The following is a 14,214-nucleotide window of genomic DNA, read 5'->3' as shown; positions in this document are numbered from 1 at the left end:
TCAGGAAGGCCGCTTGGTCCCGGTGATCATCACGTTGTAGAACAGCTCGCGCGGCAGCACCTTCGAGAGCACCTTCTTGTCCAAAGCGGACAGTCGCAGCCACAGGTGGTAGGCGAACAGGCGCCACCGCACCGTGAGCTTCTCCTGAGGCACCGCGGCCTCGAACGTCCGGATCGGCCATCCGGCCAGCGCGGCCGAGAACTCGTCCGTCACCGCGCGCACGTCCTGGGCACCCGCGCCGCGCGCCATCCCCTCGAGCTCCGACGGGTCGAAGGTGTGGATGTCCACCACGGCTTCCAGGGCCGCCGCGCGCGAGGATTCGTCCAGTTCGGACTGCGGGCGCCGCCAGCCGTTCAACGCGGGCAGCTTCGTGACGCGCGTGGTGAGATACCAGGTGATCTGGCCCAGCTTGCGCGCGTAGAAGTCGCCGACCTTGGTCGGCTCGCCCGCGAAGACGAAGCGCCCGCCGGGCTTCAGCACGCGCAGGACCTCGCCGAACGCCTGGCGCACGTCCGGGATGTGGTGCAACACGGCGTGGCCCACCACGAGGTCGAAAGTGTTGTCCTCGTACGGGATCCGCTCCGCGTCGGCCACCCGGCCGTCGACGTCGAGGCCCAGCTTCTCCGCGTTTCGCAGGGCCACCTGCACCATGCCCGGTGAGAGGTCCGTGACGGAGCCTTTCTTCGCGACGCCGCCCTGCATGAGGTTCAGCAGGAAGAACCCGGTGCCGCTGCCCAGCTCCATCGCGTGGGTGTAGGGCTGGCCGTCCTCGCCCGCGACGGCGTTGAACACGTCGGTGGCGTAGGAGATGCAGCGCTCGTCGTACGAGATCGACCACTTCTCGTCGTACGTCCCGGCTTCCCAGTCGTGGTAGAGCACGTTGGCGAGCTTCGGGTCGCCGTAGGCCGCCTTGACCTCGTCGGCCGTGGCGTGCGGGTTCGGGGCCGGGTCGGCCACGGCCGTCACTTCCCCTCGAAAGTGGCCTTGCCGGGGCCGTTCTCGACGAAGGACTTCATCCCGTTCTTCTGGTCCTCGGTGGCCCACAGCGCCGTGAACAGCTGCGTCTCGATCTTCAGGCCGGTGGCCAGGTCGACGTCGAGGCCCGAGTCGATGGCGGCCTTCGCGGCCTTGAGCGCCACGGCGGGACCGTTCACGAACTGCGCGGCCCACTTGTGCGCGGCGGCGTACACGTCGTCCGGGGCGACGACCTCGTCGACGATGCCGAGCTTCAGCGCTTCGTCGGCCTTCACGAACCGGCCGGTGTAGATGAGGTCCTTGGCCTTGCTCGGGCCGATCAGGCGCGAAAGCCGCTGTGTGCCGCCGGCGCCCGGGATGATGCCGAGCTGGATCTCCGGCTGGCCGACCTTCACGTTGTCGCCCGCCACGCGCCAGTCGGCGGTGAGCGCCAGCTCCAGGCCGCCGCCGAGGGCGTAACCGGTGATCGCGGCGACGACCGGCTTCGGGATGGCCGCGATGAGCGAGCAGGACGCGGTGAGCTCGGCCCCGAACTTCGAGATCTCCGGGTAGGTGCGGTCGCCCATCTCCTTGATGTCCGCACCGCCGGCGAAGGTCTTCTCGCCGCCGTACAGGATCACCGCACGCACGTCTGCGCGGTTCGAAGCCTCGCGCGCGGCCTCAGCCAGCTCGGTCTGCAGCTGGTTGTTGATCGCGTTGACCGGCGGCCGGTTCAGCCGGATCGTGCCGACCCCGCCCTCGACCTCGAGGTTTACGAACTCTCCCACGCGACTTCCTCCTCGTTGACGGATGCCGGCAGGCTACCGGCCGGTACGCCCGAACTTACCGGCGCCGGGCGAAGAACCGCTCGCCCGAACGCTGCAGCACCAGGTCCTGGTCGAACGTCTTCGACAGGTTCTCGCTCGTGATCACGTCGTCCATCAGACCCCCGACCACGGCGTGCCCGTCGCGCAGCAGCAACGCGTGGGTGAAGCCCGGCGGGATCTCCTCGACGTGGTGCGTGACGAGGACCATGGCCGGTGCGTCCGGGTCCATCGCGAGGTCGGACAGCCGCGCCACGAGGTCCTCGCGCCCGCCCAGGTCCAGACCGGCGGCCGGCTCGTCGAGCAGCAGCAGCTCCGGGTCGGTCATCAGCGAACGCGCGATCAGCACGCGCTTGCGCTCGCCTTCGGACAGCGTGCCGAAGGTGCGCTTCGCCATGTGCGCGATGCCGAGCGTGCCCAGCAACTCGGCGGCACGGTTGAGGTCGAGGCTGTCGTAGGCCTCGCGCCAGCGGCCCATCACGGCGTAGCCGGCGCTCACCACCACGTCTTCCACGCGCTCGTCGCCGGGGATGCGCTGGGCGATGGCGGCGGAGGTGAACCCGATGCGGGGGCGCAGGTCGAAGATGTTCACGCGGCCGATGCGGTCGCCGAGCAGGTCGACGGTGCCGGCCGTGGGGTGCAGCTCCGCGGCGGCCAGCCGCAGCAGGGTCGTCTTGCCCGCGCCGTTGGGCCCGAGCACGACCCATCGTTCGTCGAGTTCGACGTTCCAGTCGAGGTCCGCGAGAAGGTCGTTTCCGCTGCGGCGGACGCCGACACCGGACATCCGCACCACGAGGTCGTCAAGGTCGCTGGGCAGGATCGGCTCGCTCACGAGCCCATTGTGGCCGTCCACGCGCGCGCGTCCGCACCCGCCCGGGGTTGACAACGCACCCGCGCGCGTGTGACCCCGCGACGGCGTCCAGCGGATGGGACGACGCAGCGTACAAACCGCGAGCTGTGGCACGATCGGCGACGTGTCCAGGTCCGCGTCCGCCGCCGTCCCCGCAGCCCGGGGCTCGTTCTGGCGCCGGCGCACGATCGACCTGCTCCTCGTGGCCTCGTGCGGGTGTACGCGAGCGCGGCACGCCTGCTGAACGCGGGTTTCGTGCCGCGCTGTGCCGTCTTGCCAGCCGTCACCCCTGCTTGAGGAGCACCCGCGTTGACCACGTCGATCACCCGTCCCGACTTCGAGATCCACCCCCGTCTGACCGATCCCCTGCTGGCACAGCTGCTGCAGCCCGAGCGCCTGCTGTGGACGCCGCGTGAGCTGGCCGACCTCACCAAGACCGTGACCACCGAGCTCACCTCCAGCCTGCGCGAGGTGCTGCGCTTCGACGAGGAAAGCCGCTGGTGGGCGCGGCTCGCGCTCACCGACGGGCTCGAGCTGTGGCTGTTGTCGTGGCTGCCCGGCCAGCACACGAAGCCCCACGATCACGGCGGCGCGGCCGGCTCGTTCACCGTGCTGCAGGGCGAGCTGGGTGAGGAATACCGCTATCCCGGCGGTCCGATCCGGCGCCGCACGCACACGGCGGGCGAGAGCATCGGCTTCGGCGCCGGGCGCGCGCACCAGGTCACCGGCCTCGGCGACGAGCCGGCCGCCAGCGTCCACGCCTACTCGCCGCCGCTGGTGCCCACGCGCGAATACACGACGCTGGCCGACGTGCCCGGCGAAATCCCGCCGCTGCCGGTCATACTCGGCCGATGAGCTCGATCGACGACTTCCTCGCCGGCGCCCGGTCCTCCCTGGACCGGGTTCCGCCGGCGCGCGCGGCCGCGCTGCAGGCCGAAGGCGCGCTGATCGTGGACATCCGGCCGCACGCCAACCGCGCCGCCGAGGGTGAGATCCCCGGCGCCGTGGTCGTCGAGCGGATCCACCTGGAGTGGCGGCTCGCCCCGGACAGCGACTGGCGGCTGCCGGATGTGACTCCTGACACGACGGCGATCGTGGTGTGCAACGAGGGCTACTCGTCGAGCCTGGCCGCGGCGGATCTGCAGCGGTTGGGATTGAAGAACGCTACGGATCTCGCGGGTGGGTTCCGGGCGTGGGCGGCTGAGGGGTTGCCTGTGGTGGAGGGTGGGTCGCCGGCGGTTCCGTAAGTCGTCGGGGAAGTCGGCGGTGACCGGTCAAAGGCCTGGGTCCGCCGGCTCGATCCAGTAGCGCCGGCCCGGACCGCCGCCGGTGTCGCGGGTGTCCTCGAAGACGCCGCCGAGGCACTCGATCGTCTTCATCGAAGCGGTGTTGCCCGGATCGCAGACGAGCAGCAGGCGGTTCATGCCGAGGTTCCGCGCCTGGTCGAGAACCTGGCCCAGCGACCACGAGGCCAGCCCCCGCCGCCGAGCGGTCGGCCGGATGCCGAAGCCGATGTGGCCGGCCTGGCGCACGTAGCCGTCGAGCCCGTGCCGCAGCGCGATTCCGCCGAGCACCCGGTCGCCCTCGACGATCCACCGGTACGTGACCTCCTCCGACTCGGCGGCCAGCCGCGCCACCGAGGCAGCGAACCCGGCCGCCGTGCGGACCTCGTCGGCCGGTTTCAGTCCGAAACCGTCTTCGTGGCTGCCGGGGCCCCACTCGGCGTGCGCGTCGAGCCAGGCGCGGTGCAGCCGGGTCGTGGGGGCGATCAGCGCCGGCACTACGCGAGCACCACCCGGGCCAGTTCCGCCGGGCTGGCCAGCAAGGGGTGCTTCGGCAGCACCCGCACCGTGTAGCCCACCGAGCCGGCGCGGGGCAGGCGCAGTGAAGCGGAGAACGCGCCGATGCCGTCTCCGTGCATGGGGACCGTGACGGTGTCCGTGAGTTCGTCGCCGTCGCCGACCTGGCCGACGACGGCCTGGATGTCCACTTCGGACGGGTCCAGGCCGGCGAGGTCGATGCGGGCACGGACGGTGACCTCGGTGCCGACAACCAAGCGCGAGGAGTGGTCGTAGAGCAGTTCCGAGTCGAAGATCCGCAGGCGGGGCCACGAGACCTCGAGCTTGGTGCGGTAGTCGGCGAGCGACAGGGCGCCGCGGTAGCCGTCGTCGACGGCGGCGGCGACCATGCGCGACGCGGGCAGGTAGCCGGAGTCCACGTACTCGCGGACCATGCGCGATGCCTGCACCCGCGGACCGAGCGTCTCCAAGGTGTGCCAGACCATCGACAGCCAGCCGGAGGGGACGCCCGAAGCGTCGGTGTCGTAGTAGAGCGGCGCGATCTGCTGGCCGAGCAGGTCGTAGAGCGCCGCGGCCTCGAGGTCGTCGCGGCGCAGGGGATCCGTGACGCCGTCGGCGGTGGGAATGGCCCAGCCGTTTGAGCCGTCGTAGCACTCGTCCCACCAGCCGTCGCGGATGGAGAGGTTGAGGCCACCGTTGAGGGCCGACTTCATGCCCGACGTGCCGCACGCCTCCAGCGGCCGCACGGGGTTGTTGAGCCACACGTCGCAGCCGCGGTAGAGGTACCGGGCCATGGACATGTCGTAGTCGGGCAGGAAGACGATCCGGTGGCGCACGGCGGGGTCGTCGACGAACCGCACGATCTGCTGGATGAGCTGCTTGCCGTTCTCGTCGGCGGGGTGCGACTTGCCGCCGATCACGATCTGGATCGGCCGCTTCTCGTCCAGCAGCAGCGCACGCAGGCGGTCGGAGTCGCGCAGCATCAGCGTGAGGCGCTTGTAGGTCGGCACGCGGCGAGCGAAGCCGACGGTCAGCACGTCCGGGTCGAACACGCGCTCCGTCCAGCCCAGCTCCAGCGCCGAAGCGCCACGCTGCATCCACGCCGCCCGCACGCGCCGGCGGACCTCGGCCACGAGCTTCTCCCGCAGCTCGCGGCGCAGCTCCCACAGCTGCTGGTCCGTGACGCCGTCACGCAGTGAGCTATCAGGCGTGCGGCCCTCGTGGCCGAACTCGTCGTGGTTGCCGCCCAGCAGCGCGCTCAGCTCGCGCGCGACCCACGTGGGCCCGTGCACGCCGTTGGTGATGGACGAGACCGGCACCTCGTCGTCGTCGAACCCGGGCCACAGGCGGGAGAACATGCGGCGGGTGACGCGGCCGTGGAGCTCCGAGACGCCGTTGGCGCGCTGGGCGAGCCGCAGCCCCATGTGGGCCATGTTGAACAGGCCCGGGTTGTCCTCCGCACCCAGCTGCAGCACGCGGCGCACGTCGATGTCGGGCACGAGCCGGCCGTCGGAGAAGTAGCGCTGCACGAGGTCGACGGGGAACCGGTCGATGCCGGCGCTCACCGGCGTGTGGGTGGTGAACACGGTGCCCGCGCGCACGGCCGGGAGCGCCTCGTCGAAGGCGAGCCGGTCGGCCTGGATGATCTCGCGGGCGCGCTCGAGGCCGAGGAACCCGGCGTGGCCCTCGTTGGTGTGGAACACGTTCGGCTGCGGGTGGCCGGTGAGCTCGCAGAACTTCCGCACGGCCCGGAAGCCGCCGATGCCGGCGAGGATCTCCTGGCGGATGCGGTGGTCGGCGTCGCCGCCGTACAGCCGGTCGGTGACGGGGCGCAGGTCCTCGTCGTTGGCCTCGATGTCGGTGTCGAGCAGCAGCAACGGGATGCGGCCCACGCGGGCGCGCCAGATCTGCGCGTGCAGCGTGCGCCCGCCCGGCATGGCGACCTCGACGAGCACCGCGTGCCCGCCGTCGGTCACCAGCTCCAGCGGGAACGCGTTGGGGTCGATCACCGGGTAGTGCTCGACCTGCCAGCCGTCGAGCGACAGGCTCTGGCGGAAGTAGCCCGACCGGTAGAGCAGCCCGACGCCGACCATCGGCACGCCGAGGTCCGAAGCCGCCTTCAGGTGGTCGCCCGCGAGCACGCCGAGGCCGCCCGAGTAGTTGGGCAGAGCCTCGGTGACGCCGAACTCCATCGAGAAGTACGCGACGGCCGCGGGCAGGCCTTCGTCGGTGCGCCGCTGGTACCAGCGCGGCTCGGTGAGGTACTGCTCCAGCTCCGCTGCGGCTTCGTGGGTGCGGCGCAGGAAGTCCTCGTCCACGGACAGCTCCCGCAGGCGCTCCTGCGGCAGCGCGGTGAGCATCCGCAACGGGTCGCGGATGGAGTTGAAGAGCTCGGCGTCCATCGACGCGAACAGGTCGCGGGTCGGTGGGTGCCACGTCCAGCGCAGGTTCGTCGCGAGCGCACCAAGCCCCGCGAGCGATTCCGGCAGGCTGGCTCGGACGGTGAACCGGCGGACAGCACGCATGGTCAGCGACCATATCGGGCCGCCCGTTCCCGCGCTCGCGACCCGTTCGGGGATAACGCTCACATCGGGCACAACTGCTGGGTAGGGTCCCGGGCGTGATGAGGCGAGGGGGAGCGCTGCTGGCGCTCGCGGTGGTGGCGGCGCTGGGCGCGGCGGCCTGCGGAACTGGTTCGGCCGGACCGGTGACGCCCGGGGCCGGCAACGTCGCGGGCCTGCCCGTGACCCACTTCGACAGCGGCCTGAAGAGCGGCGCGCCGAAGCCGAACCTGACCGTGAAGAACGCCGAGGGCGGCCAGGACGACCAGCTGGCCACGGCCGCGATCGCCGACGTCGAGGCCTTCTGGGGCGAGGCGCTCCCGACCGACTTCGGGCAGGACTTCAAGCCCGTGACGTCGCTGCTGTCCTACGACTCGCACACCGACACCGAGCAGACGGCGTGCGGCAGCGTGAAGAAGCTCGTGAACGCGTTCTACTGCTCCGCCGACGACTCGGTGGCGTGGGACCGCGGCGTGCTGCTGCCGATGCTGCGCCAGCGCTTCGGGCCGATGTCCGTGGTCACCGTGCTGGCGCACGAGTTCGGCCACGCGATCCAGTACCGGCTCGGGCCGAAGGCCGGCATCACGAAGAGCACGCCGAGCGTGGTGAAGGAGCAGCAGGCCGACTGCTTCGCGGGCAGCTACTTCCGCTGGGTGGCCGAGGGGAAGAGCAAGTACTACCAGGTGTCCACGGCCGAGGGCCTCGACCAGATCATGGCCGCGATGTTCTTCATCCGCGACCAGGCCGGCACCAGCGCCACCGACCGGCAGGCCCACGGCACGGCGTTCGACCGAACGTTCGCGTTCCAGTCCGGGTTCGAGAAGGGCCCGAAGGAGTGCGCGGGCATGAACGCGCAGAACGTGCAGGCGCGGCTCACGGAGCGGCCGTTCGACAGCAAGGACACTGGCAAGGGCGACGCGAAGATCTCCGAGCAGACGCTGACGTTGCTGAAGGCGAGCCTGGACTCGGCGTTCGGCGGCGCGGGGGTGAAGGCGCCGACGATCGTGCCGGGCAGCGGCAGCTGCCCGGGTGGGCCGTCGACCCCGCCCGCGTCTTACTGCCCGGCCGACAACACCGTGAACATCGACGTTTCGCGGCTCACGGCGCTGGCCCAGCCCGTGGACCCCGACGCCGAGGCGTCCGGACAGCAGAGCACGGGTCTGGGCGACTTCGCGGCGTTCGCGGAGGTGGCTTCGCGGTACGCCATGGGGATCCAGAAGGGCGTGGGGGCGTCGCTGGACAACCCGAACGCGGGGCTGCGGACGTCGTGTCTGGTGGGCGCCTGGGCGGCGTTCACGAACCGGCCGGGGAGCCTGCGGCTCTCGGCGGGTGATCTCGACGAGGCGATCGCCGACCTGCTGCGCCCGGAGGGCCTGGTGTCGGCGGACGTGAACGGCAAGCGGCCGGACAGCGGTTTCGACCGGGTCGAGTCGCTGCGACGCGGCTACCTCGAGGGTTCCGCTGTCTGCTCGAAGCAGTACGGCTGAGCATCTGGAGAAGGGTTTTCCACGCGGGCTGGAAATCAGCGTGAACGGAGTTTCCAGGCATCCTGGAAACGCGCCTGGCGGGTCAGGAACATGACGAAGGCCCCCGATCGCGGATCGGGGGCCTTCGTCGTGGAACGGCTCAGAACAGTGCGCTCGCCAGGTTGCGGCGGGCCTTCATCACGCGCTCGTCGGCCGGGTCGAAGAGGTCGAACAGCGCGACGAGGTGTTCGCGGACGCGGTTGCGGTCGTCACCGGCGGTGCGGCGGACGGTGTCGATCAGGCGGGTGAACGCGGCGTCCACGTCCTGCTCCGCGATCTCCAGGTCGGCGGCCGCGAGCTGGGCGTCGAGGTTCGACGGGTCGGCGTCGGCCTTGGCGCGGGCGTCCGGGTCGGCCGCTTCGGCGCGGGCGGTGAACTTGACTTGGGCCAGGGCGTTCTTCGCGAGCTCGTTGGCGGGCTCGGCGTCGAGGATGCGCTCGTAGGCGGCCTGCGCGGCGGCGAAGTCGCCCTGCTCGAAGGCTTCCTCGGCCTCGGTGAAGCGCGGGTCCTCGGGCTCCTCGATCGGGCCGCGGACCTCCTCGGCGGCGCGGGTGCCGGGGAGCTTGTCGCGCAGGGCGTCGAGCAGCGCGTCCAGCCACTTGCGGATCTCGGGCTCCGGCAGTGCGCCGGAGAACGCGTCCACGGGCTGGCCGCCGCCGACCGCGACGACCGTGGGGATCGACTGGGCGCCGAACAGCTGCGCGATACGCGGGTTGGCGTCCACGTCGACGCGGGCAAGGACCCAGGCGCCGGCGGCTTCCGTGGCGAGGCGCTCCAGGACCGGGCTGAGCTGCTTGCACGGGCCGCACCAGTCGGCCCACAGGTCCACGAGCACTAACTGGTTGAGCGAGCGCTCGACGACGTCGGCCTGGAACGTGGCTTCCGTCACATCCAGGATCACGTCTGACGACGGCGCGCCGCTCCCGGCCGGCGCCGCACCCGCGGGCGGCGCGGGGGGCTGGCTCCGGGACGCTTCGGCCCGGGCCTTGAGCGCGGACAGGTCGACCGCGCCGGACAGTGCGGCGGACATGGCCGCTGAGTTCGCTGCAGATCCGCGTGGGTGTGTCACGCCCTCCATCCTGGCACGGGGCGGCGGGACATTTCACCGCCGGTGCCCGGGTGTCGCAGTCGCGCCGCGATTGGCAGGAGCGCCCGGCTCGTGCATGCTCACGGCGGAAAGATCAGGGAGGCCGTGATGCTGAGCCGGCGCAACGCCACCGTGGCGGTGGCCGTCGGGGTGGGCGTGGCGTGGGTCGTGGCGATCACGGTGCTCATCGCGAACCAGCCGGACCCGGGCGCGCCCTCGCCCGTAGTCCTGCGTGATTCGCTGCGCAGCGCCCTGGTCGCCCGCGACTCAGGCGAGCTCGAAGACCTGCTCGACTACCCGGGCTCCGGCGCCTCCGACTTCGCCGACGACTACGTGGCCGTGCTCGGCGAAGAGGACGTTCGCGACATCGCCGTGCAGCTCGTCCCCGACGAGCACTCCCCGACGCGCGCGGTGGTCAGCGGGGTGACGCACGGGTCGCGGTTCACCTACTCCCTGGCGGTGACCAGGGAGGAAGGCCGGTGGACCGTGGCGTTCACCCCGCCGCTCCCGTAGGCGCTCAGTCCTCGCGCAGGTGCGCTTCCACGCGGTCGACCTTCGCGGTGAGCTGGCCCGTGTCGTAGCCCGGGCGGATGTCGGCCTTGAGGACGAGGCCGACGCGCGCCGAGCCCTCCCCCGCGGCTTGCACGGCCTGCTTCACGACAGCCATCACCTCGTCCCATTCGCCCTCCACGTTCGTGAACATCGCGTTGGTGGAGTTGGGCAGCCCGCTGTCGCGGACGACCTTCACGGCGCGGGACACGGCTTCGCTCACGCCGGCGTCCGGGTCGCCGCCGGAGGGGCTCACGCTGAACGCGACGATCATGTCGGGATCCTTTCGTCGGGGGAAAACAATGGCGGTGCGAGCAGGGCGATCGCCGTGTTCCGGGTACCCGCTGGTAACTTCGTTTGTCATGAACCGACCGCTGCCGTTCGACCCGATCGCCCGTGCGGCTGAGCTCTGGGAGGACCGGATCGGTCCCGCCGGAACCATGGCCGCGGTCACCGGACTGATGCGGGTGCAACAGATCATCCAGTCGGCGGTCGACGGCTCGCTCAAGCCGCACGGCCTCACCTTCGCCCGCTACGAGGCGCTCGTGCTGCTCACCTTCGCCCGCAACTCGCGGCTGCCGATGCGGGTGATGGGTGAACGGCTGCAGTTGCACCCCACCAGTGTCACCAACATAGTCGACCGCCTCGAGCGCGACGGGCTCGTGAAGCGCGTGCCGCACCCCACCGACCGCCGCACGACGCTGGTCGAGATCACCGACGACGGCCGCGCGCGCCGCGAAGCCGCGACAGCTGCGGTGACGGGCATCGACTTCGGGCTCACGGGGCTCACCGAGCGGCAGGTCGAGCAGCTCACCGACCTGCTCACCAAGGTCCGCCGCTCCTCAGGCGACTTCACCGAATAACGCCGAAACCGCGTTCGCCCCTGCGAACACGCCCGGGCGAACGCGAACGGGCCCGCACGACACGAGGTCGTACGGGCCCGTCGAAAGCGGGGAAAATCAGGCGTTCACGGTCTCCGGCACGCGGGACTCGAACAGGCCGACGCCGCCGTGGGTGAGGCGCTGCGGGCCGTCGAGGCGGCCGTTGCGCAGGGCCCACTTCTCAAAGATCCAGGTGAACAGCGGCGGGATGCTGGACAGCAGCGCGAGCACCAGGGTCTTCGGGCGCCAGCCGAGCGGCTTGGCGACGGACAGGGAGATCACGACGTAGAGCACGAAGATCACGCCGTGGACCATGCCGATGACGGGCACGCCGCCCTCACCGGAGGAGTGCACGACGTACTTGAGAAACATGCCGATCAGCAAACCGGCCCAGGACAGGGCTTCGGCGACTGCGGCCACGCGGAACACGATAGCGGCCTTGCTGGACACGACTTCCTCCTGTGCGTCACACGGGTGCGTGCTGCCTGCACACACAAAAACGCGTCCGGTGCACTGTCCAAGGGGGACTCACCCGCTTGACGTCAACAGCACTGTCGGACGCGTATGACACCAGTGTGAGGCGTGACGGCCCTCACCGGAACACCGGGGCCCGTGACCATCCTCACGACCAGTCCGAAATATGGTCTGGACCACTCCTGGAAACCGTGGGGATATGCCCGGAAAACCGTGAAGGCCCCTTCCCGGTCTCGCATTCCGGGAAAGAGCCTTCACGGATAGTTCTCAATCAGACACTAACCGGCACAAGGTGACGGCGGCGCCGACGAAGGTGATGTTGCCCACGTGGCCTGCGTAGCGTCGGCGGTCAGGGTGAAGTCCAGCGTGGTCCCGCGCCGCAGCTGCTCGACGCTCACGTAGGACTTGTCGGACGACCGCGCCTGCCACCAGTCGCCCACCTTCAGGCCGCGGACGTACTGGAGCTTCGCCCCGTCGGCACCCGGTGCCTTGATGGTGACCGAACGCCCGTTCTGCAGGTGCAGCACGGACTTGGCGAACTGCGGCGCGTTGAGCACGAAGTTCCCGGTACCGGGAACGGCCGGGTAGAGACCGAGCGCGCTGAAGACGTACCACGCCGACATGGTGCCGAGGTCGTCGTTGCCCGTGACGCCATTGGGGGCGTTCGTGAACAGCGTGTGGGCCGCGCGCACCACGGCGGAGGTCTTCCACGGCTGGCCGGTGAGCGTGTACATCCACGGCGAGTGCAGGTCGGGTTCGTTGTTGGGGTTGTAGCGGAACTGGTTGTAGTAGGAGTACGGCCCCACGACCCATTCCTCCCGGACGGTCTTCGCCGGGTCCTTCACGAGGTCGTCGTAGGCGAAGAAGTCGTCGAGGCGCTGGTGGGTGTTGTCGGCGCCGCCCATCTCCTTCATCAGCCCGGGCACGTCCTGCTGCACGAGCCACTGGTACTGCCACGCGGTGCCCTCGTGGAAACCGTCCTGACTCTGGGGGCTGTACGGCTGGCCCGGCGGCGTGAACCAGTCACCGCCGGAGACCTTCGGGCGGAAGAAGCCCGTGAAGCCGCGGTCGGTCACGGTCGGGTCCCACAGCGTCTGGTAGGTGCGGCCCTTCGCGGCCAACGCCGCCGCGTCCTGCTTCTTGCCCAGCGCCGCGGCCATGGCCGAGAGCGAGCAGTCGCCCAGCGCGTACTCGAGCGTGGCCGAAGCGCCGTGGTTCGGGTCGGTGTCCTGTCCCTTCTTCGGGAAGTTCGGGTCGTACTGCACGAACCCGTCGGCCTGGTAGCTCGCGTTGCCCGAGCGGCCCTGGAACGGCGAGGACGCCGGCGGGATCTGCTGCGAGTTCTGCAGCAGCGCCTCATACGCCTCGACTTCGTCACCCTTCAGCGCGCCGAAGCGCCACAGGTCGACCAGGAACGGTGTGACCGGGTCGCCGGTCATGGTGTTGGTCTCCTGGCTCGCGTACGCCCACCGCGGCAGCCAGCCGCCCTGTTCGTGGATCGCGATGATGCTCTTCGCGATGTCGCGCGCCCGGTCGGGCTTCAGCAGCGCGAGCAGCTGGTTCTGGCTGCGGTAGGTGTCCCACAGCGAGAAGAAGTCGTAGTACGTCCAGCCGATCGCGCGGTGGATCTTCTTGTCGAAGCCGTAGTAGCGGCCGTCGGCGTCGTTCGCGGTGAGCGGCTGCAGGAACGCGTGGTAGAGCGAGGTGTAGAACACCGTGCGCTCGTCGGGTGTGCCGCCGGTGATGTCCACACTAGACAGTTCCTGGCGCCACGTGCGCTGGGCGTCGGCCTTCACTGCGTCGAACGGGCGCACCCGCGAAGCGGCGAGGTTCACGTCGGCGCCGTGGGCGTCCACCTGGGAGATCGACGTGGTGGCGGTGATCTGGTCGCCCTTCGGGAAGGTCAGCCACGCGCCGCGCAGGCCCGCGCCGCCCGCCGAGGACTTGCTCGAAGGCGTGCCGCCGGTCGGCGACCAGGTGCCGTAGCCGGAGAACGGCTTGTCGAACTTCGTGGTGAAGTACGTCGTGTAGGCCTTGCCGCCGCAGAAGGCCTGCGACTCGACGGTGCCGGAGATCGTGTGGTCGTCGACGATCCGGACGCTGCTGCCGGTCACGGGTTCCTTGGCGTTGGCCTGCCCGACGTTCACGAACACGTTGGCCGGACCGGACTTGTCGAACGTGTAGCGCTCGACACCGCTGCGGGTCGAGGCCGTGGTCTCCACGTCAACACCGCCATATCCGGTCAGGTGCACCTTGTAGTAGCCGGGTTTCCCGACTTCGCCGTCGTGGGTGTACGCCGCCGCGTAGTTGGCGTTGTCGAACGTGGCGGGCTTGGTCGTGTCGAACGCGGCTCCCGGACCGACGTCGCCCGTGGTCGGCAGCGTGGACACCAGGCCGCCCTGCTCCCAGCAGCCCGCGCCGGAGAGGAAGAAGTGGCCGAAGCCGCGGATCGCGGTGTCGGTGTAGAGGTACCCGGCGTAGTGGGTCGTTTGCGGACTCACCTGCGTCATGCCGAAGGGCACGGACGCGCCGGGGAACGTGTTGCCCTCGTCCTGCGTGCCGATGAACGTGTTCACGGACTCCAGCGCGTCGGCCGGTCTGGCCGAGGCGGTCACCGGCGTGAGGCCGGCCGCCGCGACGGCGAGCGCGACCGCGCCCGCCAGTGTTCTGCTCCTCATCGAGCTCCCTCCCGAGACGGGTCCATGGAGG

At 70.3% G+C, this 14,214-nt stretch carries 14 protein-coding genes; 5 read left to right on the top strand and 9 right to left on the bottom strand.

Translation table 11 applies throughout. From position 1 onward, the window contains the following. The 3 genes from AB0H62_RS38780 to AB0H62_RS38770 are packed head-to-tail and all read right to left on the bottom strand — an operon-like array spanning nucleotide 1 to nucleotide 2,610. Nucleotides 1-966 (bottom strand): class I SAM-dependent methyltransferase, encoded by a 966-nt coding sequence (locus AB0H62_RS38780; RefSeq protein WP_220237541.1) that lies wholly within the window; start codon nucleotides 964-966, stop codon nucleotides 1-3. Next, complete coding sequence (locus AB0H62_RS38775) at nucleotides 963-1,742, bottom strand: enoyl-CoA hydratase-related protein (protein WP_360591641.1); 780 nt, start codon at nucleotides 1,740-1,742, stop codon at nucleotides 963-965. The genes AB0H62_RS38780 and AB0H62_RS38775 overlap by 4 nt, the downstream gene beginning before the upstream one ends. Nucleotides 1,743-1,797: 55 nt before the next feature. Next, nucleotides 1,798-2,610 (bottom strand): ABC transporter ATP-binding protein, encoded by an 813-nt coding sequence (locus AB0H62_RS38770; protein WP_220237539.1) that lies wholly within the window; start codon nucleotides 2,608-2,610, stop codon nucleotides 1,798-1,800. A gap of 327 nt (nucleotides 2,611-2,937) precedes the next feature. Here AB0H62_RS38770 and AB0H62_RS38765 point away from each other — a divergent pair, with 327 nt between their 5' ends. Next, nucleotides 2,938-3,483, top strand: a complete 546-nt coding sequence (locus AB0H62_RS38765; protein ID WP_360591639.1) for a cysteine dioxygenase family protein — start codon at nucleotides 2,938-2,940, stop codon at nucleotides 3,481-3,483. Then, nucleotides 3,480-3,875 (top strand): rhodanese-like domain-containing protein, encoded by a 396-nt coding sequence (locus AB0H62_RS38760; RefSeq protein ID WP_220237537.1) that lies wholly within the window; start codon nucleotides 3,480-3,482, stop codon nucleotides 3,873-3,875. The genes AB0H62_RS38765 and AB0H62_RS38760 overlap by 4 nt, the downstream gene beginning before the upstream one ends. A 27-nt stretch (nucleotides 3,876-3,902) precedes the next feature. On the opposite strand, the gene AB0H62_RS38755 is transcribed toward AB0H62_RS38760, so the two are convergent. Continuing rightward, nucleotides 3,903-4,409 carry a GNAT family N-acetyltransferase gene (locus AB0H62_RS38755; protein ID WP_360591637.1) on the bottom strand — a complete coding sequence of 169 codons (507 nt, stop codon included), beginning with the start codon at nucleotides 4,407-4,409 and terminating at the stop codon, nucleotides 3,903-3,905. After that, on the bottom strand, nucleotides 4,409-6,952 hold the full coding sequence (glgP, locus tag AB0H62_RS38750; RefSeq protein WP_360591635.1) for an alpha-glucan family phosphorylase: 2,544 nt from the start codon (nucleotides 6,950-6,952) through the stop codon (nucleotides 4,409-4,411). Before glgP ends, AB0H62_RS38755 begins: the two co-directional genes overlap by 1 nt. Nucleotides 6,953-7,050: 98 nt before the next feature. Between glgP and AB0H62_RS38745 the strand changes: the two genes are divergently transcribed. Continuing rightward, nucleotides 7,051-8,475, top strand: a complete 1,425-nt coding sequence (locus AB0H62_RS38745) for a neutral zinc metallopeptidase (protein WP_360591804.1) — start codon at nucleotides 7,051-7,053, stop codon at nucleotides 8,473-8,475. A 139-nt stretch (nucleotides 8,476-8,614) separates the two neighbouring features. Here the strand turns inward: AB0H62_RS38745 and AB0H62_RS38740 are convergent, their stop codons facing one another. Then, nucleotides 8,615-9,544 (bottom strand): tetratricopeptide repeat protein, encoded by a 930-nt coding sequence (locus tag AB0H62_RS38740; RefSeq protein WP_255637600.1) that lies wholly within the window; start codon nucleotides 9,542-9,544, stop codon nucleotides 8,615-8,617. Nucleotides 9,545-9,709: 165 nt separating this feature from the next. Between AB0H62_RS38740 and AB0H62_RS38735 the strand changes: the two genes are divergently transcribed. Beyond that, entirely contained in the window at nucleotides 9,710-10,114 is a 405-nt protein-coding gene (locus tag AB0H62_RS38735) for a hypothetical protein (RefSeq protein ID WP_220237533.1), read from the top strand. Between the two features lie 4 nt (nucleotides 10,115-10,118). On the opposite strand, the gene AB0H62_RS38730 is transcribed toward AB0H62_RS38735, so the two are convergent. After that, nucleotides 10,119-10,424, bottom strand: a complete 306-nt coding sequence (locus AB0H62_RS38730) for a thiamine-binding protein (protein WP_220237532.1) — start codon at nucleotides 10,422-10,424, stop codon at nucleotides 10,119-10,121. Nucleotides 10,425-10,512: 88 nt separating this feature from the next. Between AB0H62_RS38730 and AB0H62_RS38725 the strand changes: the two genes are divergently transcribed. Then, complete coding sequence (locus AB0H62_RS38725; protein ID WP_220237531.1) at nucleotides 10,513-11,013, top strand: MarR family transcriptional regulator; 501 nt, start codon at nucleotides 10,513-10,515, stop codon at nucleotides 11,011-11,013. A 96-nt stretch (nucleotides 11,014-11,109) separates the two neighbouring features. On the opposite strand, the gene AB0H62_RS38720 is transcribed toward AB0H62_RS38725, so the two are convergent. Together AB0H62_RS38720 and AB0H62_RS38715 are read right to left on the bottom strand one after the other, a co-directional pair. After that, entirely contained in the window at nucleotides 11,110-11,481 is a 372-nt protein-coding gene (locus AB0H62_RS38720) for a DUF3817 domain-containing protein (RefSeq protein ID WP_220237530.1), read from the bottom strand. 302 nt (nucleotides 11,482-11,783) lie between these two features. After that, nucleotides 11,784-14,183 carry a GH92 family glycosyl hydrolase gene (locus tag AB0H62_RS38715; RefSeq protein ID WP_360591632.1) on the bottom strand — a complete coding sequence of 800 codons (2,400 nt, stop codon included), beginning with the start codon at nucleotides 14,181-14,183 and terminating at the stop codon, nucleotides 11,784-11,786. Between the last annotated feature and the right edge of the window lie 31 nt (nucleotides 14,184-14,214).

Source organism: Amycolatopsis sp. NPDC050768, assembly GCF_040654155.1.
Taxonomy (GTDB): Bacteria; Actinomycetota; Actinomycetes; order Mycobacteriales; family Pseudonocardiaceae; genus Amycolatopsis.
Note: the sequence above shows the minus strand (reverse complement) of the source record. Positions and strands in the feature narration are given on the sequence as shown.

Excerpts from the sequence above, each read along its gene's own strand:
- AB0H62_RS38760 (WP_220237537.1), top strand. The coding sequence starts at position 3,480 with ATGAGCTCGATCGACGACTTCCTCGCCGGCGCCCGGTCCTCCCTGGAC.
- glgP (WP_360591635.1), bottom strand. The coding sequence starts at position 6,952 with ATGCGTGCTGTCCGCCGGTTCACCGTCCGAGCCAGCCTGCCGGAATCG.
- AB0H62_RS38745 (WP_360591804.1), top strand. The coding sequence starts at position 7,051 with ATGAGGCGAGGGGGAGCGCTGCTGGCGCTCGCGGTGGTGGCGGCGCTG.
- AB0H62_RS38740 (WP_255637600.1), bottom strand. The coding sequence starts at position 9,544 with ATGTCCGCCGCACTGTCCGGCGCGGTCGACCTGTCCGCGCTCAAGGCC.
- AB0H62_RS38735 (WP_220237533.1), top strand. The coding sequence starts at position 9,710 with ATGCTGAGCCGGCGCAACGCCACCGTGGCGGTGGCCGTCGGGGTGGGC.
- AB0H62_RS38730 (WP_220237532.1), bottom strand. The coding sequence starts at position 10,424 with ATGATCGTCGCGTTCAGCGTGAGCCCCTCCGGCGGCGACCCGGACGCC.
- AB0H62_RS38725 (WP_220237531.1), top strand. The coding sequence starts at position 10,513 with ATGAACCGACCGCTGCCGTTCGACCCGATCGCCCGTGCGGCTGAGCTC.
- AB0H62_RS38715 (WP_360591632.1), bottom strand. The coding sequence starts at position 14,183 with ATGAGGAGCAGAACACTGGCGGGCGCGGTCGCGCTCGCCGTCGCGGCG.